A 21633-nucleotide genomic window follows, 5' to 3' on the forward strand; every position below is an offset into this window, starting at 1 on the left:
TGTGCCGAGCCTCGTCGTGCTCGGTCGCGTCGTGCTCGGTCGTGTAGGCGTCGGTGTCCTCGGCGCAGCCGGTTCCCTCATGCGCGTGCCCGGCTGGGGTGTGCCGAGCCTCGTCGTGCTCGGTCGCGTCGTGCTCGGTCGTGTAGGCGTCGGTGTCCTCGGCGCAGCCGGTTCCCTCATGCGCGTGCCCGGCTCCCGCATGTCCGATCCCCTCGTACCCGGCCCCCTCGTGCCCGGTCCCGTCGTAGGGGCGGTACCTGCGGGTGGTCCTGGCCGTCGGGTCGGTCAGGTGGTCCAGGACGCGGGCCAGGGTGGGGCCACCCGGGTCGGGGGCGAAGGGGTCGAGGGTGGCGCGGACGCCGAGGGAGTCCAGGACACGGTGCAGACGGGCCGCGTCGGTGCGCCAGGTGCGGTCGACGACCTCGTCCGGATACTCCTGCCAGTCCACCGGCGACCAGTCCGGTCCCGGCTCCGCGGGGCCCCCGTGGAAGAGGCGGGCGGCGAGCAGCGAGGCGGCCTCGTCCACCAGCCCCGGCTCCTCCAGGAGGTCGCAGGCGGGCCGCTCGCCCAGCCGGGAGGCGAAGCCCTCGGCGAGCCGGTCGCGCCGGGACAGCTCCGTGAGCGCCGCGACGACGCCCGCGTCCAGCCGGGACGGCCAGCGGCCTATCCGCCAGGCGGGCACCGCGACCCGGGTCAGCAGGCGGTCCCAGCCCGCGTACGCCAGGCCGACCTGCTCCTGCGCGACGATCCGCAGCCCGTAGTCCACAGCCTGTGCACGCTCGGCGGCCGCGGCGGCGACCCCGCGCTCCATCAGGGCCGCGTGCTCCCGGCAGCCGCGCAGCAGCAGCCGGGCCACCCAGCCGAGGCCCGCGCACACCAGGCGGGTCCCCGGACAGCGGGCGGGCGCCGCGGCGACGGCCACCGCGGCGTCGAGGCCGCGGACGAAACGGCGGGCGGCCGCTATGTCCGGGTGCGCCGAGGGTCCCGTACCGGCGACGACCGGGGCGAGGACCGCACGGAGCTCACCGACGCGCATCCACCACAGGAAGGGGGAGCCTATGACGAGGACGGGCGCGGCCGGGGCACGCCGGTGGGGATGCGGGCCGGCGAGCTCGTCCTGGCCCTTGGGCGCGGGCGGGCCGTGGGCCGGATGGGTGCGGTCCTCCAGCCAGCTGTCGCAGTCCGGCGTGAGCGCTATGGCGGAGGGCGCCGGCACGTCGAGGCGGTCGGCGAGGTCGCGCACCATCCGGTACAGGTCGGGGGCGGACTCCTCCGGAATCGGGACCGTCGGGCTGACGGCCGGCCGGGCGCGGGCCACCACCACGGCGATACCGGCGGCGGCCAGCAGCACGATCACGGCCAGGACGCCGACCGTCCAGCGGGCCGTGTCCCAGCCGCGGCCGACGAAGTGACCGGTGGAACCGCCGGTCAGCAGGATCACCAGGGCCGCCGCGGGCAGCAGCGCCACGGCCAGGGCCCGGCCGCGGATGCGCAGTACGGCGAGAGCCCGGGTCCGCGCTGCCTGCGCTCCCGCCTCCGCACCGATACCGGTACTGGTCACGTCCGGACGTCCCCCCTCCCTGCTGTCCTGGCGCTGTCCTGGCTGTTGCTCACTCCCCCACTGTGGCACCCACAACTGACATCGCAATGCCGGTGGGCCAAGTGCCGGAACGCTTGCGCCGCACCCTAGTTGGGGCCTCGGCCCCCGTCAGCCGGATGGGGCATCGGTCACCCGATGGAATGGCCTTGGTCAGAGGTGATCGACAGACAGCAATGATCAGGCCCCGGATTTCGGGTCCGGGGCCTGATCAGGAAGAAAGGCTGATGAAAAGGTTTCTGTCGGCGCTCAGGCCTCGGCCGCCGCCTTCGCGGCGATGTCCGTACGGTGCTGGGAGCCGTCCAGACCGATCCGCCGCACGGCCGTGTACGCCCGCTCACGGGCCTGGGTCAGATCCTTGCCGGTCGCCGTGACGGAGAGGACACGGCCACCGGCGCTGACGACCGCGTCGCCGGCCCGCTTCGTCCCCGCGTGCAGGACGTAGGCGTGCGGGGCGTCCTCGGTGGCCACCGTGTCGAGGCCGGTGATGGGGTCGCCGGTGCGCGGGGTGTCGGGGTAGTTGTGGGAGGCGACGACCACGGTGACCGCGGCGTCGTCGCGCCAGCGCAGCGGGGGCAGGTCGTCGAGGGTGCCGTTCGCGGCGGCGAGCAGGACACCGGCCAGCGGGGTCTTCAGACGGGCCAGGACGACCTGGGTCTCGGGATCGCCGAAACGGGCGTTGAACTCGATGACCCGGACGCCGCGCGAGGTGATCGCGAGGCCGGCGTAGAGAAGACCGGAGAACGGGGTGCCGCGGCGCCGCATCTCGTCGACGGTCGGCTGGAGAACGGTCTCCAGGACCTCGTCGACGAGCTTGGGGTCGGCCCAGGGCAGCGGGGAGTACGCCCCCATGCCGCCGGTGTTCGGCCCCTCGTCGCCGTCCAGGGCGCGCTTGAAGTCCTGGGCGGGCTGGAGCGGGAGGACCGTATCCCCGTCGGTGATCGCGAAGAGGGAGACCTCGGGGCCGTCGAGGAACTCCTCGATGACGACACGTTCACAGCCGGCGGCGTGCGCCTTGGCGGCGTCGAGGTCGTCGGTGACGACAACACCCTTGCCGGCGGCGAGCCCGTCGTCCTTGACGACGTACGGCGCCCCGAAGGCGTCGAGAGCCTCGGCAACCTCCTCGGCGTTTGTGCAAACGTACGAGCGGGCGGTGGGCACTCCGGCCCCCGCCATCACATCCTTGGCGAACGCCTTGGACCCCTCGATCTGCGCGGCCTCCCCGGAGGGGCCGAAGACCGGGATGCCGGCGGCGCGCACGGCGTCGGAGACCCCGGCGACGAGCGGGGCCTCCGGGCCGACGACGACGAGGTCGGCACCGAGTTCCACGGCGAGCGAGGCCACGGCCCGCCCGTCCAGGGCATCGACCTGGTGCAGCTCGGCCACCTCGGCGATGCCGGCGTTGCCGGGGGCGCAGTACAGCGCGGTGACGTCGGAATCGAGGGACAGAGAGCGGCACAGGGCGTGTTCGCGGGCGCCGCTGCCGATGACGAGGACCTTCACGGGGGTCAGCGTAGCCGGGCGGACCGACTGGAGGTTCCTCCAAGGGGTGGCCGACCCGGGCCGACCGTCCTCCCCGAGGGGCTGCACCCCCGGCCCCCTCCGGCCTGAACGGCCTCGTCCTCAAACGCCGGACGGGCTGGTTCGAGGGTCGGAGCGGCGTCGCCGTCCGTCGCCGGAAAAGGTGAGGCGTGCGGCCGGACAGCATCGCTCTCCAGCCCCGGACGCGCCGGGAAACCCAGGGGCGCGGGGAACCGCGCGAGCAACCCGCACCTGCCCGCAGGCGCCCGACGACCCGAGCCCCGCGTTCCGTGCCCCCGCGTTCCGTGCCCCCGCGCTCCGAACCGTCGCGCTCCGAACCGTCGGCGCTCGCCACGCCTCACTCGTTCTGGATCTCCTCCACCACCGTCGCCCCCAACTCCTTCACGATCAGCTCGTGCCCGGAGAGGGCCGACTCGTCCAGGTCGGGGTCGTCCTCCTCGGGGATGTCGTCCTCGGGGGCCACCGGCGGCGGCTCCGGGGCCGCGGGCGGGGGCGCCGCAGGGGCCGGGGCCGAGGTCGGCGCCGGGCCCCGGGCCGGAGCGGCCGGCGTCGGCGCGGGCTGGGGCGCCGCGGGGCGGGCCGGGGCCGGGGCGGAGCCGCCGTAGCCGGACCCGGACGCCGCGGGCGCACCGCCGTAGCCGCCGCCGGGCTGACCTCCGCCGTAACCGCCGGTGGCCGGGGCCGAGCCGCCGCCGCCCGTCGGGTCGACGACCGCCTCGATCTTCCACTGCACGCTGAACTGCTCGGCCAGCGCCTGGCGCAGCACGTCCTCGCTGCCGCTGCTCGCGAAGTTGTCGCGGGCGCCGGCGTTGACGAAGCCGAGTTGGAGGGTGGTGCCGTCGAAACCGGCGACCTGGGCGTTCTGGCTGAGCAGGATCCAGGTGAACCGGCGGCGGTTCTTGACCGCTTCCAGGATGTTCGGCCAGAGGGCACGGGGGTCGACACCACCGACGGGGGCGGCGCCGACCGGGGCGGGCGCGGCCGGGACCGGGGCCTGGGCCTGGGCCTGGGCGGGGGCAGGGGCAGGGGCAGGGGCAGGGGCTTGGTGGGGCTGGGCCGCCGGCGCACCCGTGGCCGTGGGCCAGCCGCCGGGTCGGCGGGCACCGCCACCCGCGGAGGCCGCCGTCGGCCAGGCGCCGGGCGCGGAGGCAGCGGGCGGGGCCGCGGGGGCGGGGGTGGGCGCGGGGGCCGGAGCCGACGGCTGAGGGGCGGGCATGGGTGCCGGAGCCTGAGCGGCCGGAGCTTGAGGTGCCGGAGTCTGAGCCGCCGGAGGCTGATGGGCCGGTGCGGGCGCGGGTGCAGGCGCGGGCGCCGCTCCCCCCCGTACGGCCGCCCGGGCCGCCGCCGGGCCGCCGCCCTCGGGAACCGGAGGCGCCATATGGGCCTCGGGACCGGGGACGTACCCCATCGTGGGCGCACCACCGCCGCCCGAGAAGTTGACGCCCCGCTCCAGGCGGTCGAGGCGGGCCATCACGGACCGTTCGTCGCCGTAGGCGGCCGGCAGCAGCACGCGGGCGCAGATCAGCTCCAGCTGGAGCCGCGGGGAGGTGGCGCCACGCATCTCGGTGAGGCCCCGGTTGACGAGGTCGGCGGCGCGGCTGAGCTCGGCGGCGCCGAAAGTGCCGGCCTGGGCCTGCATCCGTTCGAGAACGTCGGCAGGGGCGTCGAACAGCCCCTTCTCCGCGGCGTCCGGAACGGCGGCGAGGATCACCAGATCGCGCAGCCGCTCCAGCAGGTCGGCGACGAAACGACGTGGATCGTTGCCCCCCTCGATGATGCGGTCCACGACCTCGAAGGCGGCGGCGCCGTCCCCGGTCGCGAAGGCCTCCACGACGGAGTCGAGCAGCGACCCGTCCGTGTACCCGAGCAGCGAGGTGGCCATGGCGTACGTCACGCCCTCCGCCCCCGCGCCGGCGAGCAGCTGGTCCATGACGGACATGGAGTCACGCACGGACCCGGCACCGGCGCGCACGACGAGGGGCAGCACCCCCTCCTCGACCGGGATCTGCTCCTTGCCGCAGACCTCGCCGAGGTAGTCCCGCAGCGTGCCGGGCGGCACCAGCCGGAACGGGTAGTGATGGGTCCGCGACCGGATGGTCCCGATGACCTTCTCGGGCTCGGTGGTGGCGAAGATGAACTTCAGATGCTCCGGAGGCTCCTCGACGACCTTGAGCAGCGCGTTGAAGCCGGCCGACGTGACCATGTGGGCCTCGTCGATGATGTAGATCTTGTAGCGACTGCCGGCGGGCCCGAAGAAGGCCTTCTCGCGCAGCTCACGGGCGTCGTCCACACCACCGTGAGAGGCCGCGTCGATCTCGATGACGTCGATGGATCCCGGGCCGTTCCTGGCCAGGTCACGGCAGGACTGGCACTCCCCGCAGGGGGTCGGCGTGGGCCCCTGCTCGCAGTTCAGGCACCGGGCCAGGATCCGCGCGCTGGTCGTCTTGCCACACCCGCGCGGCCCGCTGAACAGGTACGCGTGATTGACCCGGTTGTTCCGCAGCGCCTGCTGCAGCGGGTCGGTGACATGCTCCTGCCCGATGACCTCGGCGAACGACTCCGGGCGATAGCGGCGGTACAGCGCGAGAGACGACACACATACGAGGTTATAGGCGCCCACTGACAACCCGCCCCGCCCGCAAACGCAAGCGCCCCCCACGCACCCGCCAGAGCCAACCTACCCTTGCTGCCTTCCGGCCCTGGGGGAGTTCAGTCAGATAGCGCCGCGTGAGGGGCTCTGCACAGAGTACCCGACGTCAGCGGGTAGGAACGAGTTCGCGAGCACTCCTCTCGGTCATGTAATGTTCCCACCGGAGGATTCGCCTAGAGGCCTAGGGCGCACGCTTGGAAAGCGTGTTGGGGGCAACCCCTCACGAGTTCGAATCTCGTATCCTCCGCCATTGCTCTCACCGGGCAATACGTCGAAGGGCCTCACTGTTCGCAGTGGGGCCCTTCGACGTTGTCCGTCTCAGTTTCCGTCTCAGTTCGTTTTCGGGAGCTCCCAGAGCGCGTCGCCAACTTGCTGCGCGACTTTCCGAAGCATGGTCCCGGTCACGTGCATGTACCGAGCGCGCATCCGAGCCGCTCCCCCGGGCTCCCAGCCCATGATCGAGTCGATCACGACGTGCGGGACGCCGAGGATCAGGAGGACGGTGGCGGCGGTGTGGCGAGCGTCATGGAGACGGCCGTCTCGTACACCGGCGTCCCGCAGGAGCCGCTTCCAGATGTGGAAGTCGGTGTTCGGGCTCAGAGGGCCGCCGATCGGTGAGGCGAAGACGTACCCCCTTGCCCTCCCAGTCGGTACCGGCCTCGATCCGTTCCGCCTCCTGTACCTCCTGATGCTGCCGCAACAGCTTGATCAGCGGATCGGGCAGACCGACCGTGCGTCGCCCGGCGCGGGACTTGGTGGACTTGTGTTCGCGGCGGGTCTGCTGCTTTTGCGGGCAGTAGCCAGCTTTCCGGCCGCACGGGTCGTCCCCACAGCCGTGGGCGTACTTGGGACGCAGCCGGTTCTTGCGGATCCGGATGTATCCCGCGTCCAGGTCGACATCTTCCCAGTGGAGACCCAGCGCCTCTCCCTGGCGAAGACCGAGGGCCAGGGCAATGACCCAGCGAGCGCTGTTACGGAGCTTGGCCGCCTCCACAAGCAGGCTCTGCACCTCTTCGATCGTGTACGGCTCGATGTCCTCCTCTTCGAGACGAGGAGCCTTGGCAATCTCGGCCACATTGGTGGGGACGTGCCCTCGTCGCACAGCCTCACCGAGGGCGACCCGGATGGTCCGGTGGGCGTGGTGAGCAGTGCCGGCGGAGCTCCCGGAGTCCTGCATCTTCCGGTAGAAGCGCTCCAGGTGCTCAGGCTCCAGCTTGTCGAGCTTGTGAGCGCCCAGGCCCGGGACGAGATGAACGCGTACGTCGACCTCGTACCCGTCGTACGTGTTCTCGGAGACGTACGGCTTGGCGATGTTCTCGACCCAGTGTTCAAGCCAAGCCTGGAGCGTCCAGCTCTGCCCGGGCTTCCTGAGTTTCTTGTCATCGCGAGCCCGCTCCATCTCGCGGACCGCCTTGGTCACCTCGGCCTTGGTCTTGCGCTCTATGTGCCGACGGTCGGGCCTGCCGTCATCGCGGACGCCGACCGTCACTCGACCGTGCCATTTGCCATCCGTGCCGAGATAGATCGAGGAGGCTCCGTTGGGCTGGCGGGTGCGCTTCTTGTCTGTCACTCCAGCCCCCTCAGGCAGCTTCGGCAGATTGATGGCGCAGCTTGGCCACGTAGGCCGGAACGGCATCGGACGGGACCCGACGCAGCCGCCCGACCGTGACGGACTCGATCTCTCCGGCGAGGACGAGCCGAAAGCACGTCGTACGGCCGATACGGAGGCGCCGTGCGGCCTCCTCGACCGTCAGGAGGACCAGGTCCGGGTCATCGGTGTCCGCGACAACGGCTCGGGGGTCAGCCACGGGTGGGTTCTCCTTCCGTTCCGGGGGCTGGTTCGAGGGATGCGGCAAGCCAGGTCTCGGCGGCGCTGAGGCCGGTGCCGGCGAAGACCCAGTGGGCGAGGACGTACGTCGTGTCCGGCTGAGGGTTGGCGGCTGCTGTCGCTTGGGTTCGGCGCCATTCGGCGCGGGCGTCGCGGAGAGCGCCGAGGGTGGTGGAGTAGCGGCGGGATTTGGTGGAGAAGTGGCCGCGGAAGCCGAGCATGTGGGCCCAGGCGCGCAGGCGGAGGTGTTCAAGGTCTTTGCGTGCGCCGAGGGTCCAGGCGGTTCGGATGAGGCGGCGGGCGTGGTAGCTGATGTCGAGCTGGGCGAGTTCGGCGGCGAACTTCAGCGGCCGGTCGAGGGCGCCCGTGGCGGTCTCGGCGCCCTTGGTGGCGTACTTGGCGATGTAAGCGGCGACGGCGCGTTCGGTGAGCTCCTGACCGTCGTTGAAGTCGGCGGATCGGATGGTGCGGACGTCGAGTTGGCGACCGAAGGTGAAGGCGTGAGGACGGCCGTCGAGGGTCGGGCCGTCGACGCGGACCTTGGTGGCGGCAGCTTGGATGGCGTCGGTGAGAAGTTCGGCGGTGGCCCAGGGCGGGGGCGGGGTGTCGCCGCCTTCCGGGCCGTCGAGGCGGATGACGGCGTGGAAGTGGACGGCACCGCGCTTCTGGTACTCGGCGACCTTGGCGAAAGAGACTCGGGCATGGTCGCGCAGGCGTCGCTGCGAAAGGCCTGCGCGCTTGGCTACTTCCCGGCGAAGGTAGATCGAGAAGCGCCGCCAGAGGGCACCCGCGTGGGCGTTCCAGAGAACGGCCACTTCGTAGTCGTAGGTGTCGGGGTCGAGCGGGGTGCCGAGGGCGTCGTCGTCCTGGTCGTGGTGGTCGCCGCAGCGGCAGGCGCGGCCGTCGGTGCGCCGGTTGTGGACCGGGCCGAAGCCGGGGGCAGTGAAGGTGGCGAAGACACGCGGGTGAGCAGCGACCTGTTCCGGGGTGCCTTTGCCGCCCCGGAGGCCGGCGGTGATCAGGTGGAAGGTGTCGCGGCGGTAGACCTCGGCGCAGGCCTCGCAGCGGGTGGTGCGGCGGTTGTTGCAGCGGACGAGGAGTTGGCCGACGGACAGGTCGCTGGAGTCGAGGTGCTGGAGAACACGGCCGATCTCGCCGGTCGTGGTGTCGACGTCGTACTCGGTGCGGTGGCCGTCGAGCCGGATGGGGTTGGTGCAGCCGCCGAGGCCGGAGAGTTGGCGGAGGATACCGGGCAGGGTGCCGCCCGAGGCGAGGTTGGTGAGTTCGCGGAGCGGGGGCGGGGTGGTGCGGGTGAAGATGGCTGGCTCCTTCTGGCTGGCTCGGTCAGGAGTGACGGGCCCCGGGGCGGCCGGATGCTTGGCGGTGTCATGGCCGCCCCAGGGGTCGGGCAGAGGGATCAGCGCCGGTTGTGTTCGCGCAGCAGGGAGCGCAGGACCACGGCGGCGATGGCCACCGAGATGGCCGACACGGCGACGGCGGTCAGGAGCGCGGTGAGGACCACGCCGCCCGTGAGAACTGCGACGACGGCGCCGGTGCTGACGGAGACGGCCGGGAGCGCGAAGCGCCGGGCGGCCCCGGTCGTCGTAGGCGGTGCCGACCTGGACGGGGCCGATGCGGGTGACGTTGTGGAAGTGGCGGTTGGCTGGCACAGCCGGTTCCTTTCCTTTGTTCGCTTGCCTGGGGCGCGCGGGCGTGCGTAGATGAGCGGCATGTCACAAGGGGCGCGGCGGCTGGCCGCCTTCGGTTCGGCCGCGTTGGTACTTGGGCTCGCGTGTGTTGGGGGAAAGTGGTGGTTGGGCGAGTCCTGGGCCACTGTGATCACCACGTGCTGCCTTGAGGTGCTGATCGTTTCGGCCGTTGTCGGAACGCGGCGAGTGTTGCGGAAGCCGTAAAGCCTCCCGCCAGGGTTCGCCTTCAGAGCAGGGCGGCGATGGCTTCGGCCATGGGAGCTGGAACGCCGAGGCGGGCACGGAGGGTTGGCGTGTCGATGGGTGTACCGGTGCGGGTGTGGTGTTCGGTGGCGACCTTTCGGGCGTGGTCGACCAGGGCGGCCGGGACCGGGACGGGCGGGCGTTCCGGCAGCGCCTCAATGGCGGGTGGGGCAGGTGGTGGGTCGGGGGTGGCTTCGGGTTTGTGCTCCTGGTCCTCGATGAGGTCAGCACCGATCTCGTTGGTCTCCGCTTTCGGCGCTGAGTGGGCGAGGAGGGTGCCGCCGAGGAAGGCGACGGCTGGCCATCCGGCGACGAGGATCCGCAGCCAGGCCGGGACGTTGCCGAGGTCGAGGAGGCCGGCGGTGGCGACGTTCGCGCCGAGGGATGCGACGAGGGCGATGACGAACCAGCACCAGGCGGCGGCTTTGGTGGTGCCGGTACGGAGTCGGCGCCAGGCGGCGACGAGCAGCAGGTCGACGGAGACGGGGTAGGCCCAGGCTTTCCATCCGTCCTGGCCGGCGGCTGAGGCGACGTCGTGGAGGTGGGCGAAGGACAGGGCGGCGGCGATGAGCGCCTGGACGAGCACCGCGTCGACGCGGGCCAGCTGGGCGCGCATGATGCGGCTCCTTCCGGTTTCGGGCATGGGACGGGTAGGGACATGGCGCGGAGAGACGAGGGGTGGGTCAGTCGGTGAGGGGATGCGGCTGCACGACCGGACTCGGTGTCGTGTGCGGTCGTACGGGGATGTCGGGCCGGAAGGGCTTGAAGGCGGCGACGTCGGGGACCACGTCCGCCGAGTCCTGGCAGATGGCCGCAGCGTCGGCGAGGGAGAGGTAGGGGGTGCGGATGCGGGACCACCCGCCGGAGGTGTCGCCCGCGACGGCGAGGCCGGGCATCTGGGGAGCGATGGAACAGGCGGCGTAGACGGCTTCGGGGGCGATGTCGCCGAGGGCCATCTTGGCGGAGGCTTCGTCGTTGACGCGATGGCAGACGCGGCCGGTGAGCTGGGCGCGGAGCATGGTGGCGCCCTTGCCGAGTTCGGCGCCGAAGCGCTGGCCGCAGACTTCGAGGTAGATGCCGGCCGCGCGGCCGAGCTGGGCGAGTCGGATGAGCTGGGTGACCATCTCGTCGCGGCGGTCCTCGTCCTTGCGGGTGGCGGTGAGGAAGAGTTCGGCGACCTCGTCGATGAACAGGACGATGGGGGTGGGGCGTTGGTTGTCGGGCAGGCCCCAGATGTCGGAGGTGATCTCCTCGTCGAGGGTGTCCGGGGCGATGCCCTGGCGGGCCTTGATCAGGTCGTATCGGTCCTCCATTTCCTTGACCAGCACGGGCAACAGCTCGGCGGCTTCGTCCGGATCGGTGGCGAGAGCGGAGAGGCGGGCGGCGAAGGGCGCCAGTTCGACGCCCCGCTTGCAGTCGATGCCGACGAGCGCGACACCGTCCTGCCGGGCGAGCCCGGAGATGAGGTGGCGCAGGTACATGGACTTGCCGGACAGGGTTGCGCCGAGGGTGAGTTGGTGGGGAACGGTGCGGTAGTCGCGGACGAAGGGCATGGCGTCCTCGCGCAGCGCCACCGGCACCTTGAGGAAGCCGCCGCCGCTCTTGCGGGGCATCCGGACCCGGCGCAGCACGTCGTACCCGACGAGCCGCAGTTCCACGACGCCCGCTTTGACGGTGGTGACGTAGACGGCGTGAACTCCCCACGCGTGCCGCAGGCGTTCGGCCGAGGCGGCGACGTCGGCAGGTTCCTGCCCTGGGGCTAGCCGCAACCGGAGTCGTAACCCGGTCGAGGTGGGACGGAGGACGCCCCGGCGGGGCGGGACCGGCCGGATCTCCCGCCGGGTGGTGGCCTTGACGGCGAGGACTCTGAGCCGGGAGGGCGCCACGGTCAGGCCGCAGGCGTCCATGACGGAGCCGTACGAGCTGAGCAGGCGGACCGTGGATATCGGGCCACCGACTGCGGACCAGTAGACCGCCGGATGCTTGGCCCGGGTGTAGGCGGCCCCGCCACCGAGTGCGGCGAGGGGACCACCCACCTCCAGGAGTGTCGTCAGGTCGGACATCAGGCGGCAGCCCCGGCGCTGGCCGGGAAGGCGGCCGGGGTGACGGCGGCGGCGCGGTAGGCGATGCCGTGACGCTGCTGGCCGTTGAACACGGACTCCCACGGCCGGGCGACGAGCCCCGGCAGCGAGACGGGCGAGCCGAGGACGAGCCCCTCGGACACGCCTCCCTCGGGAACGGTGACCTTGATCAGAGCGGACTCGCCGTCCTCGATGTAGACGACGCCGATGGTCATCAGAGCCTCACCGCTCACCGCGTCCTTGGCGATCTCGCCGGTCTGGCGGTCGCGGACCTTCGGCTCGGGGGCCTCGGTCAGCAGGATCGTGGCGGCGGTGCTCTCCACACGGATGGTGCGCACAGAACACTTCCCGTCTACTCGTCTATACATGTAGCAATCCATGAACCCGATCTCCCGGGCTCATGACGATCACCCTGCCACACGACTTGCCCACTCGTCTATACGAGTAAGCGTGTTGGAGTGTACGAGTTCAGAAGAACGACCACACGGCCCAAGCAGGACGGCCGCGGAGGCTTCCCGAGGACCTCCACTGTCAGACCCTTCCGCCATGCTCTGCCCATGCTGATTGCGACGAACGTTCAGGGGCACGCGGTGAAGGACCCCTCCCAGCCGGCGATAGGCACGATGCTCGCGAACCTGGGACAGGGCGACCACCTGATCCTGGAGCGGCAGGACGAGGACAGGGAGGGCGACTGGTACATCCAGGTGCTGTTCCGCGACAACAACACCTACCAACTGGAGTACCGCGACGGCGTCCCCGCCGAGCACTACCAAGCCCTGACCGCCTCCCAGGACAAGGCCCGTCAGGCCCTCCTCGACTGGGCAGCCGACAAGCCGGACTGGCAGAACGGCTTCACGTGGAACAACATCGGCGCCATGTTCGGCGCCCCGACTGTTGAGGCCACGGATCAGCCCACCCCCTAGCACCGCACTCGCGCCCATCACGCGATCAGGTCGCGGGGAGCTGGTACGACAGCACGTAGGCGTCCGCCGCCATGACCGTGTCGCAGACCTCCACGGCTCGCCCGTCGGTGTCGAAGGCGGTCCGGACCAGGTGGATCACGGGCACGCCGGCCGCGAGGTGGAGCGTCTTGACCTCGGAGGGCGAGGGCATCCGAGCGCGGATCTCCTCTTCGAAGTGGTCGAGGCGGTGGCCCAGCTCTTCGAGGCGGGCGTAGATGCCGCCGGGGCCGGGGTTGGGTTCGGCGATCTGGGTGCCGCGGGCGATGTCGAGGGGGAGGTAGGAGGTGGCGAACTCCACGGGCCGCCCGTCCAGCAGATACCGGCGCCGCCGGGCCAGGACGCGCCGTACGGAGCCGAGGCGGGTGGAGACGTCCTGGCTGGCCTTCTCTTCCTTGACCTCGAGACTGTCGACCTGCGGGTGACTGCCGGCCGCATCCGCCTCCCCGATGAACGCGGACTTGCCCTGCTCTCGGTGGCGGCGGGCGAACCGGTCGGAGGCCAGGCGCCGCACAGGCGGCCGGGGCCGGACGAAGACGCCCTTGCCGTGCTCGGCGTGGACCAGGCCCTCGCCGGTGAGGACGGAGAAGGAGTTGCGGACGGTCATCCGGGAGACCCCGTAATGCTCGACCAGCTCCGCCTCGGAGGGCAGTTTCTCGCCCTCACGGAATCGCCCACGGTCGATCGCCTCGCGCAGTTGGTCGGCGATCTGCCGGAAGACCGCACGATCGCTCGTGGGGTCGAGATCGCCGAGGAGGCCCGAAGAAAGAGGGCTCACTGTGTGTACTCCTTTAGGTATCTAGACGAGTGGGCGAGTGAAGTTGCTACGGTGGAGAGCCTAGCCATCCGGGAGGGCCGAGGAACGTGAGCACAGAACGCCCGCACTCCGTGAGCGTCGCCGGGGTCGTCGTCGACGCCCAGGGCCGTGCCCTCCTGATCCAGCGCCGCGACAACGGCAAGTGGGAGCCGCCGGGCGGTGTCCTCGAACGCGAGGAGACCATCCCTGAGGCCCTTCAACGCGAGGTCCTCGAAGAAACCGGCATCAAGATCGCCCTTCCGGCGACCCTCACCGGCGTCTACAAAAACATGACGGGCTTGATCGTCTCCCTGGTCTTCCGCTGCGAGGCCGCCGACGGCACGCCCACGACCGGCGACGAGACCCGCGCCCTGCGCTGGGCCACCCGCGAAGAAGTCACCGACCTGGCCGACGAGGCATACGCGATCCGCGTCACCGACGCACTCGACGCCATGACCCCGCCGGCCGTCCGCGCCCACGACGGCGCGAAACTCGTCTAGCCCGAACCCGCTGCACATGGCGGCCTACCAGCACGAAGGAACTTGTATGCACGAGTATACGAGTCGAGTCCGAGTCTGGGGACTGACTTGCCCAGGATTTCCCGAAGAGGTCAGCCGGGCCCGCCGCTGGACGAGAGACATCCTGCGCGGATCGCCCCTGGCCGACGACGCAGCCCTGATCGTGAGCGAGCTGAGCACGAACGCACTCCTCCACACGAGCAGCGGCGGAGAATGCGGGAGCTTCCACCTGGCCCTGGCAGTGGCACCCCAGGTCATCGCGCTGTCGGTCACGGACGACGGAGGAGGCGGCGGCGCCCCGAAGGTCGAGCACCAGGACCAGGACGCGGAACACGGCCGGGGCCTGGGCATGGTCAGCGCCCTCGCCCACAGGGTCGTCGTCCAAGGCGCGGGCGGCGGCTACACGGTCACCGCGCCCCCGGCGGGGAGGCCACCCGTGCTGATGGACAAGCCCCGCCGGGGCTTCTGGTGCGAGTGCTGGACCGAGGACCTCACCGCCGGAATGCAGTGGCCGGCACTCCGGGCATCCTTCGACGCCTACTCCGCACCCCAGGCAGACAGATGGGTCGCCATCGCACTCCGCACCATCTCACCGGCCCTCGACCCAGACACCTCAGACGAAGTCTGGGCCTGGCTCCACGACGGCCGCGCAGAAACCCGACGAGCCCTGCTCCGCTTAGAACCCTGCACCGTGTCAGTCACCCAGGCCAGCACCCGCATCACATGGACGATTCCGGCCAGTGGTCTTCCTTCCACTGGCGCATCGGCACGACGAACAACTCCCGCCCTGCGCATACGCCTTCAGGCCCCAGGCGAGGAGAGTCTAGGTTCACTTGATGCTTGACGGCCCAGCGCCTCACTCTGGAGCCGGGCCTCAGGCATGCTCGCCTGCATGAGCGCCTACAGCAGCGATCCGGACCTCAACGCGTACGACGTCACCGGCAACGGCACGGAAGTCGACATTGCCACCAACCTGCTCAACGGCGACATCAGACTCTCGATTCTGTGGACCCAGGAGATCCTCCTGTCCGCCGAAGCCGCCGACCAAGTAGCCGACGCACTACGACGAGCCGCAGCCCAGTCCCGCAGCATCACAACTGCCCCAAGCACCGACTGAGTTACAACTTTCTCTACTGGTTCAAGGGCCCGCGCACGGCGCGGGCTGGCCCCCTGGGCCCGGCCCCTCTGCGCCTTCGGCGCCAGGGCCGTGCCCCTGGGGCCGCAGCGAGCTACGGCCCTGAGTCGAGACCTGGACGAACGCAGCCACGATCAAAGCCAGCCTCCGGCGGGGGCGCTCAGGCTCCGAGATGGCGGGGGCGCCGTTCGCGAGTGCCGGCGAGTCGGTGGCGTGCGCGGGGTGCTCCCATCCCGCCTGCCATCGGCCCAGGCAGAGCCGAGCAGACGCGGCCCAGGGCGTCCAGGTCGTTCGTACAGTGGCGCGCTCCACCTGGACGCCCTGAACCACGCCCGCTCCACGGTGTGTGGGCCGACGGCAGACGGGATGGGAGCTGGGGAAGGTGGTGGGTTGAGGAAGAGGAGGGCGAGCAGGCGGCGGCAAGCCTGATGCGCAGCGGACGTAGAGAATCGCCTGCTACCGCACTGTCAGCGCGTCAGGGTCACCAGTCCGAGGATCACCAACCCGATTCCCACGAATCCGAACTGCAGTCTCATGCGTTTAAGGCTTTTCCACGGCGTTCCCCATCGCGTCCTGTAACGCGGTGAAAAGGTCAGACCCGCCCAGTCCCACACCCAGACGTCCACGCCGCGATAGCCACAGGCCACCACGATGAAGGCGCCGCCCGCGATCAGTGCGAGCACCCCACGGAGAAGCACGCCCTTCCTCCCCCTGCCTCATGACTAGCGTCGCTGTCGCGGCATTGTCGCAGGAGGCGCCGAAGATAATGGGGGCGGTCCCCAGCAGTGCCGAGAGAATGGCCGCGTTTGTCAAGACTGCATGCGGCGGCTGACACCAGCGACTGACACCAACAAGCGCGAACAGCAGCGATCAGCGCCGGACCTCAGTGGACGATTGGCCGAGGCGCAGGCCCGGTTGGTAGACGTCGACGGTCTCCCGTGATCGACCTGATAAAGATGAGGCCAGACCTCAAAATCAGATTCCTAGGCCGTCGCCCGCCGGACCTGGTAGTTCCAGCGTGTGAGCGACCGGACGACGGTCTCGGCGCCAATGGGGTTGGCGCTGTGCACGAAGACCGTTCCGATTCGGAAGGGCCGTCCATTGAAAGCGGCTTCTTCCATGAGGGTCACCACGGGCAAGATGCTGTCGTCGCCGCCGAGGTCGTGGTCGAGCCAGAGTTCGTCGATGAAGGTGTCGCGGTGCTCTTGCAGGAGCTTGACACCTTCGCCGCTGGTGCGCGCGATCTGCGTAGCCCAGGGCAGCGGCCGGAGGTCGTCAATGCCAAGGATCACGGGCGTCGGTGCGAGCGACTCTTCTTTCACCCGCCCATCATCACAGCACTGCCGCGGCGGGCCCAACAGCGAGGACGACGTAGTCGGCGCTACGGATCAGAAGGTTGCGCATCCGCTGCGGCAGCCCGGTCACAGGCCGGGCCGTCTCAGTTTCCGTCTCATTCAGCGCCGTACATGGGCGTTCAGCCCGGACCACACATGGCAACTGAGTCATGGACCGGCCAGCCGTGAACACAGGTGAACGGCACTGTACGAGCCCCGCGCCCCCACCACCACAGTTGGAAAGCGTGTTGGGGGCAACCCCTCACGAGTTCGAATCTCGTATCCTCCGCAGCCGCCTGACCAGGCGAAACGAAGAGTCGAGCCACGAGTTGTGGCTCGGCTCTTCGGCGTGGACCGGTTGCATTTTTTGTTGCACTTACGCCCGACATTCAGAACATTTCACTGAACGGTCAGGCGCACGCTTCCACATCCCGCGTCGGGTGAACGAACCGGCTATGTGGCGCACGCCTACGGAACCTTGCGGTAGACCTCGCGACGGTTGCCGACGACCAGGATCCACACGGTGAGCTCCGGTCGTGCCTCGCGCGCGGCAGTCGAGGCAGGCCACAAGCCGCCAACGCCCGCTGGCAGGAACCTGCCCTGATGCGGCACCCGCCGACCATGGAGGTACGCCATTCTGGAAACCTGGCGCCGAGCCTCCCGCCCCACTGCGACTCCCCGGTCTGACGAGGTGCACCCCCATGAAGTCCCGATCAGCGCTGGCGACATGGCTGAGCAGCCTCGACGGCTCTCGTCTGGCACGCGTGCTCGAAGCACGAAAGGAAGCCATGTCCCCTCCGGAGCCGCGCTCGGTGGGGGAACTGGCGGACCGTCTTCAGCGCCCCGGATCGGTGGCACTGGCCCTGCCACGGCTCGCGCTGCCACACCTCCAGGTGGCCGAGGCGCTGGCGGCGCTGGGTGCGCCCGCGTCGCGCGATGCCCTGGCGGAGCTGCTGGGGGCGACGGACGACGAAACCACCCGTGAACTGGCCGTCGTGCTGGATGCGCTGGCCGATCAGGCTCTGGTCTGGCCGGACGGCGCGGGGAAACTCCGCATGGCCGCACCACTGCGCCACGCATGGGACGCGCCCCTGGGACTGGATGCGCCACTGGAGCAGCTGCTTGCGGGCGCGACCTCCGAGGACCTGCGCGGCATGCTGGCAGCCCTGGGCATCAAGCCGCCGGGCACCAAGCCGCAGCGTCTGGCCGCACTGGTGGCACATCACAGCGACCCGGAACAGGTCGTCCCACTGGTCGCGAAAGCTCCTGCGGCGGCTCGGAAGCTGCTCGAACGCCGCGCGGCGGGCGTGCCGGGGCAGCCGCAGTTCATCGTGTTCGGCGCTCCCGGCCCCGGCCTCGAACCGGGCGCCCGGTGGGCAGTGGAGCGGGGACTCCTGATCCAGGATCGTCACGCCTACGGTCCGGCCCGTATGCCGGCCGAGGTGACGCTCTCGCTGCGCGGACCCGGCTGGCACGCCCCGTTCGTACCAGTCCCGCCTTCCGTGCGATCGACGTCCGTCACCCTGGCCGAGGTGGACCATGAGGCGTCGGCCGCGGCCACGGCGTTCGCGTCCCGTGCCGTCTCGGTCCTGTCGGCCTGCTCGGACACCGCGCCGACCCGACTGAAGTCCGGCGGGATCGGGGCGCGTGAACTGGCCCGCATCGGCAAGGCCGCGCAGGCCGACGACGCCGTCGTACGCCTTGCTCTTGAGACGGCGTACGCCGCCGGGCTCCTGGGCCGGGACGGCGACCGCGTGGCGCCCACCGAGGCGTACGACGCCTGGGCGGAGCAGGAACCCCCGGAGCAGTTCGCGGTACTGCTCCAGGCATGGCGGAACCTGCCGCTCACCCCGACCGAGTCGCGCGACGAGGACAATAAGGCGCTTCCCGCTCTCGCGGGAGCACCACCCTGCAATGGCTGTGTGCAGGCTCGCCACGGGCTGTTGGCCGCAGCCGGGCAGCGTCCGGCAGGGCAGGGCACAACGGTCACCTCGGATCTGGGGCCCCTGATCACCTGGCACCGCCCGCTCACCCACTCATCGCCCCCGGACGGAACACCGTTCGCCACCGTGATCCGTGAGGCCGAAATTCTCGGCGTACTCGCTCGCGGCGCTCTGTCCGCCTTCGGTATCCATCTGCGGACCGGCGACACGGAGGCGCTGGGCATGGAGTGCCGACGACTGCTGCCCTCGGCCACCGCGACGGCACGGATCGGCGCCGATCTCACCGCCGTCGTCACCGGCACACCGTCCGCGCGACTGGCCTCGCTCCTGGACGCCGTGGCCGACCGTGAGACCAGCGGCACGGCATCGGTGTGGCGGTTCAGCGCCGGCAGCATCCGCCGGGCACTGGACGGCGGCCGTGTCTGCGACGACATCACGGCCGACCTGGCCGCTGTCGCCGCCGGGCCCCTGCCGCAGCCGCTGTCCTACCTGATCGCCGACACCGCACGCGGCCACGGCCGCGTGCGCGTCACCCCCGCCGCCTGCGTCATCCACGGCGACGAACCGGCTCTCCTGGCCGAACTCGCCGCCCACCGCAAGCTCGCCAAGCTCGGGCTCCGGCAGTTGGCGCCTACGGTGCTCATCAGCCGCAGCCCGCTCGACACGACCCTCGCCACGCTCCGGGCCGAGGGGTACGCCCCCGTCGCCGAGACGGCCGAGGGCACGGTACGGGTCGAGAAAACCCGGCCTCAGCGGGCCGCCGCGCCGGTGCCGGCTCCGGGCGGCACCGGCGCGAGGGAGAGTGGCCGGATCGCTGCCACAGGCACGGCGAAGAAAGCCGCCCCAGTCGACCCGAACACCTTGGCGGCCCGGTTGCTGGCCGCCCCACCGACGACTCCGGAACCCGCGCCGTTCGATGGAGGACCGCCCTTCGCCACGGACACCGAGGAGATCGTCGCAGGGTGGGCGAAGCACCTGCCGTACGGCGACGTCCGCCAGCTCGCCCACGCCATCGATGCCGACGCACCCATCACCGTCGACTACGTCGCCGCCTCGGGGAACCGGACGGTACGCACCCTCAGCCGCCTCGAACTCGACCCGCCCTACCTCGAAGCCTGGTGCCACCTGCGAGAGGACAAGCGCGTTTTCACCCTCTCCCGCATCCACGGCGTCATGAGCCCCGTGCCCGAATGAAGAAAAGATGGTATCGAGAGAGATAGTATCTCTGTCGATACTATCCCTCTCGGGAGGCTTGCCATGCGTCGTTTCATCGGGCGGGATCGCGAGCTGAACGTGCTCGACACCGCCTTGCGGGCGGTCCACGATGCCGTCGGGGCGGCGAAACCGGGGCAATGCGTCCTCATGCGGGGAAGACGGCGGGTCGGCAAGTCCAGCCTCGTCGAGGAGTTCCTCCGGCGTACCGGGACGCCGTACCTCTTCTTCACCGCTGCGGGCGGCACGGCGGCGGACGAACTGACGGAGCTGCTCGACGCCGTCGCCAGATCCAACCTGCCGGAGCGGGAACTGTTCTCCGAGGAGACCCCGGCGCAGTGGAACGCGGCCCTGAGGCTGCTCGCGGAGATGCTTCCCGACGACAGCCCGAGCGTGGTGGTCATCGACGAGGTTCCGTATCTCATGGACCGCATCGACGCCTTCGAGGGAATGCTCCAGCGGGCATGGGACCGGCTACTCAGCCGAAAGCCGGTACTTCTCCTCCTGGTCGGGTCCGATCTGTCGATGATGGAGGCACTGAACAGCTACGACCGTCCCTTTCACCAGCGGGGGCGGGAAATGATCGTCGGGCCCCTGAACCCCGCCGACATCGGCGAGATGCTCGGCCTGTCTCCGGCGGCCGCGTTCGACGCCGCGCTGGTCACAGGGGGTCTCCCCCTGATCTGCGCGGAGTGGCAGGCCGGGGCCGACGTCTGGGAGTTCCTCCGCGACTCGCTGGACAACCCCATCTCGGCCCTGCTGGTCTCCGCCGAACGCTCACTGGCCGCGGAGTTTCCACCACAGGCGATGAGCAGGGAGGTACTGCGGGCCATCGGATCCGGAGAGCGGACCTTCACCAACATCGCGCGCGCGGCCGGCGGCATCGCCCACACCACTCTCACCCGAGCCACAGACGTGCTGACCGAGAAACGGGTCGTGGCCGCCGAACTTCCCCTCTCCCTGAGGCCGTCGAAGGAACGCCGCTACCGGGTGGCAGACCCATACCTGCGGTTCTGGCTCGCGTTTCTGGATCCGCACATGGCGGAGATCGAACGGATGCGGGGGGATCTCACGCTGAGCCGCATCCAGGAGCAGTGGACGAGCTGGCGGGGCCGCGCCATCGAGCCCCTGGTGCGGGAATCCCTCGCCCGTCTCCTGCCGGACGGGCTCCTGCCTGCCGCCCCGGCGATCGGCGGGTACTGGACCCGCAGCAACGACGTCGAAATCGACTTGGTGGGCGCCGACCGGCAACCGGTGGCCAAGCAGTTGCTCTTCCTCGGCTCGGTCAAGTGGCTGGAGAACTCCGCGTTCGACAGCCACGACCTGACCGCACTGCAGAAGCACCGGGCAGCGATCACCGACGAGCCGGTACCGCTCGTGGCGGTCTCCCGCAACGGGGTCGGTTGTTCCGGCCTTCAGGCGGTGTACGGCCCCGAGGAACTGCTCAGCGCTTGGCGCAGGGCATGAGCAGGAACCGAACGCCTGGTTGCAGTTCTGGTTGCATTCGCTGCTGTTCAGCACGGTCCGCTACCTGCCCCCAGCCCCATTCCGCTGCAGGTCAGGACACTGCCGATCGATCCCGAACCCCCAGACGAACATTTGGAAAGCGTGTTGGGGGCAACCCCTCACGAGTTCGAATCTCGTATCCTCCGCCATTGCTCTCACCGGGCAATATGTCGAAGGGCCCCACCTCAGGGTGGGGCCCTTCGACGTCGTCCTCAGTTCCCGTTGTCCTGGTTTTTGTCCACAGCGGGTGTTTCCGGAGCTCTCCAGATGGCATCGGCGATCTCCCGGGCCACGTCCTTGAGCATGGCGTCCGGCACGTGCAGGTACCTCGCCCGCATGCCTACCGAGGTGCCCGGCTCCCACCCCGTGATCTGATCGATGACGCGATCCGGGACACCGAGCGGCATGAGCGCGATAGTCCGTGTTCCGGCTCAGTGGGCCACACCACGCCATGTGCCCTAGATTGCTTTGAGCCTCTACAACGTGGGAGTCCAGCAGGCAGTGCCATCAAGGCGGAGGTGCAGCCTCACTCCTCCACCAGCGCCTCGCCGCGAAGTGGAACCCTTCGGTGCGCGGTCGA

17 protein-coding genes, 1 tRNA gene, 1 other RNA gene and 4 pseudogenes are annotated in these 21633 nt (G+C 70.3%); 8 read left to right on the forward strand and 15 right to left on the reverse strand.

Features of this window, described 5'->3' with window-relative positions; all coding sequences use genetic code 11:
• The 4 genes from ACIRR9_RS31250 to ffs form a co-directional block, all read right to left on the reverse strand.
• A partial coding sequence (locus ACIRR9_RS31250) for a hypothetical protein (RefSeq protein WP_403758636.1) occupies window positions 1-1561 on the reverse strand: 1561 nt, incomplete at its 3' end.
• Between the two features lie 285 nt (window positions 1562-1846).
• The gene (gene purD, locus ACIRR9_RS31255; protein ID WP_403758639.1) at window positions 1847-3100 is read right to left on the reverse strand and encodes a phosphoribosylamine--glycine ligase; all 1254 of its coding nucleotides are present in this window, start codon (window positions 3098-3100) and stop codon (window positions 1847-1849) included.
• Window positions 3101-3476: 376 nt separating this feature from the next.
• Window positions 3477-5735 carry a DNA polymerase III subunit gamma and tau gene (locus tag ACIRR9_RS31260; RefSeq protein WP_403758642.1) on the reverse strand — a complete coding sequence of 753 codons (2259 nt, stop codon included), beginning with the start codon at window positions 5733-5735 and terminating at the stop codon, window positions 3477-3479.
• A gap of 45 nt (window positions 5736-5780) precedes the next feature.
• Window positions 5781-5879: signal recognition particle sRNA small type (gene ffs, locus ACIRR9_RS31265), an RNA gene on the reverse strand.
• 72 nt (window positions 5880-5951) lie between these two features.
• Between ffs and ACIRR9_RS31270 the strand changes: the two genes are divergently transcribed.
• Window positions 5952-6039, forward strand: a tRNA-Ser gene (locus ACIRR9_RS31270).
• An 80-nt stretch (window positions 6040-6119) separates the two neighbouring features.
• On the opposite strand, the pseudogene ACIRR9_RS31275 reads toward ACIRR9_RS31270, so the two are convergent.
• From ACIRR9_RS31275 to ACIRR9_RS31305, 7 genes and pseudogenes are all read right to left on the reverse strand, one after another.
• Window positions 6120-7359: pseudogene (locus ACIRR9_RS31275) on the reverse strand (tyrosine-type recombinase/integrase).
• Between the two features lie 10 nt (window positions 7360-7369).
• A complete protein-coding gene (locus tag ACIRR9_RS31280) occupies window positions 7370-7597 on the reverse strand; it encodes an excisionase family DNA-binding protein (protein ID WP_403758645.1) in 228 nt (75 codons plus the stop codon).
• A complete protein-coding gene (locus ACIRR9_RS31285) occupies window positions 7590-8873 on the reverse strand; it encodes a replication initiator (RefSeq protein ID WP_403758921.1) in 1284 nt (427 codons plus the stop codon). Before ACIRR9_RS31285 ends, ACIRR9_RS31280 begins: the two co-directional genes overlap by 8 nt.
• A 161-nt stretch (window positions 8874-9034) precedes the next feature.
• A complete protein-coding gene (locus ACIRR9_RS31290; RefSeq protein ID WP_403758924.1) occupies window positions 9035-9289 on the reverse strand; it encodes a SpdD protein in 255 nt (84 codons plus the stop codon).
• Window positions 9290-9552: 263 nt separating this feature from the next.
• Complete coding sequence (locus ACIRR9_RS31295; RefSeq protein ID WP_403758648.1) at window positions 9553-10185, reverse strand: DUF2637 domain-containing protein; 633 nt, start codon at window positions 10183-10185, stop codon at window positions 9553-9555.
• Window positions 10186-10252: 67 nt separating this feature from the next.
• On the reverse strand, window positions 10253-11632 hold the full coding sequence (locus ACIRR9_RS31300) for an FtsK/SpoIIIE domain-containing protein (protein WP_403758651.1): 1380 nt from the start codon (window positions 11630-11632) through the stop codon (window positions 10253-10255).
• Window positions 11632-11988, reverse strand: coding sequence for a hypothetical protein (locus tag ACIRR9_RS31305; protein ID WP_403758653.1), 357 nt, complete (start codon window positions 11986-11988; stop codon window positions 11632-11634). The genes ACIRR9_RS31300 and ACIRR9_RS31305 overlap by 1 nt, the downstream gene beginning before the upstream one ends.
• Before the next feature lie 219 nt (window positions 11989-12207).
• Between ACIRR9_RS31305 and ACIRR9_RS31310 the strand changes: the two genes are divergently transcribed.
• Window positions 12208-12573: a hypothetical protein gene (locus ACIRR9_RS31310; RefSeq protein WP_403758656.1), complete on the forward strand. Its 366-nt coding sequence runs from the start codon at window positions 12208-12210 to the stop codon at window positions 12571-12573.
• A gap of 25 nt (window positions 12574-12598) precedes the next feature.
• On the opposite strand, the gene ACIRR9_RS31315 is transcribed toward ACIRR9_RS31310, so the two are convergent.
• Window positions 12599-13387: a GntR family transcriptional regulator gene (locus tag ACIRR9_RS31315; RefSeq protein WP_403758659.1), complete on the reverse strand. Its 789-nt coding sequence runs from the start codon at window positions 13385-13387 to the stop codon at window positions 12599-12601.
• A gap of 110 nt (window positions 13388-13497) precedes the next feature.
• Here ACIRR9_RS31315 and ACIRR9_RS31320 point away from each other — a divergent pair, with 110 nt between their 5' ends.
• The 4 genes and pseudogenes from ACIRR9_RS31320 (at window position 13498) to ACIRR9_RS31335 (ending at window position 15040) form a co-directional block, all read left to right on the forward strand.
• Window positions 13498-13905 carry an NUDIX hydrolase gene (locus ACIRR9_RS31320; RefSeq protein ID WP_403758927.1) on the forward strand — a complete coding sequence of 136 codons (408 nt, stop codon included), beginning with the start codon at window positions 13498-13500 and terminating at the stop codon, window positions 13903-13905.
• Window positions 13906-13951: 46 nt separating this feature from the next.
• Window positions 13952-14366: pseudogene (locus ACIRR9_RS31325) on the forward strand (ATP-binding protein).
• Window positions 14366-14750, forward strand: a pseudogene (locus ACIRR9_RS31330) (hypothetical protein). The pseudogenes ACIRR9_RS31325 and ACIRR9_RS31330 overlap by 1 nt, the downstream one beginning before the upstream one ends.
• Before the next feature lie 65 nt (window positions 14751-14815).
• Window positions 14816-15040: a hypothetical protein gene (locus ACIRR9_RS31335; RefSeq protein WP_403758662.1), complete on the forward strand. Its 225-nt coding sequence runs from the start codon at window positions 14816-14818 to the stop codon at window positions 15038-15040.
• Window positions 15041-15525: 485 nt separating this feature from the next.
• Here ACIRR9_RS31335 and ACIRR9_RS31340 read toward each other — a convergent pair whose 3' ends face one another.
• Together ACIRR9_RS31340 and ACIRR9_RS31345 are read right to left on the reverse strand one after the other, a co-directional pair.
• Window positions 15526-15741 (reverse strand): hypothetical protein, encoded by a 216-nt coding sequence (locus ACIRR9_RS31340; protein WP_403758665.1) that lies wholly within the window; start codon window positions 15739-15741, stop codon window positions 15526-15528.
• Between the two features lie 300 nt (window positions 15742-16041).
• Window positions 16042-16380 (reverse strand): cyclic-phosphate processing receiver domain-containing protein, encoded by a 339-nt coding sequence (locus tag ACIRR9_RS31345; protein WP_403758668.1) that lies wholly within the window; start codon window positions 16378-16380, stop codon window positions 16042-16044.
• A gap of 713 nt (window positions 16381-17093) precedes the next feature.
• Between ACIRR9_RS31345 and ACIRR9_RS31350 the strand changes: the two genes are divergently transcribed.
• Together ACIRR9_RS31350 and ACIRR9_RS31355 are read left to right on the forward strand one after the other, a co-directional pair.
• On the forward strand, window positions 17094-19529 hold the full coding sequence (locus ACIRR9_RS31350; RefSeq protein WP_403758671.1) for a helicase-associated domain-containing protein: 2436 nt from the start codon (window positions 17094-17096) through the stop codon (window positions 19527-19529).
• 63 nt (window positions 19530-19592) lie between these two features.
• Window positions 19593-21014 carry an ATP-binding protein gene (locus tag ACIRR9_RS31355; RefSeq protein ID WP_403758674.1) on the forward strand — a complete coding sequence of 474 codons (1422 nt, stop codon included), beginning with the start codon at window positions 19593-19595 and terminating at the stop codon, window positions 21012-21014.
• A gap of 251 nt (window positions 21015-21265) precedes the next feature.
• Here the strand turns inward: ACIRR9_RS31355 and ACIRR9_RS31360 are convergent.
• Window positions 21266-21478, reverse strand: a pseudogene (locus tag ACIRR9_RS31360) (site-specific integrase); the annotation flags it as partial.
• Between the last annotated feature and the right edge of the window lie 155 nt (window positions 21479-21633).

This window comes from Streptomyces sp. NPDC101234 (assembly GCF_044767525.1).
In the GTDB taxonomy this organism is placed as follows: domain Bacteria; phylum Actinomycetota; class Actinomycetes; order Streptomycetales; family Streptomycetaceae; genus Streptomyces; species Streptomyces sasae.

What these genes read in the sequence shown, in the direction of transcription:
- ACIRR9_RS31295 (WP_403758648.1), bottom strand. Translation starts at nt 10,185, where the DNA reads ATGCGCGCCCAGCTGGCCCGCGTCGACGCGGTGCTCGTCCAGGCGCTC.
- ACIRR9_RS31300 (WP_403758651.1), bottom strand. Translation starts at nt 11,632, where the DNA reads ATGTCCGACCTGACGACACTCCTGGAGGTGGGTGGTCCCCTCGCCGCA.
- ACIRR9_RS31310 (WP_403758656.1), top strand. Translation starts at nt 12,208, where the DNA reads ATGCTGATTGCGACGAACGTTCAGGGGCACGCGGTGAAGGACCCCTCC.
- ACIRR9_RS31335 (WP_403758662.1), top strand. Translation starts at nt 14,816, where the DNA reads ATGAGCGCCTACAGCAGCGATCCGGACCTCAACGCGTACGACGTCACC.
- ACIRR9_RS31350 (WP_403758671.1), top strand. Translation starts at nt 17,094, where the DNA reads ATGAAGTCCCGATCAGCGCTGGCGACATGGCTGAGCAGCCTCGACGGC.
- ACIRR9_RS31355 (WP_403758674.1), top strand. Translation starts at nt 19,593, where the DNA reads ATGCGTCGTTTCATCGGGCGGGATCGCGAGCTGAACGTGCTCGACACC.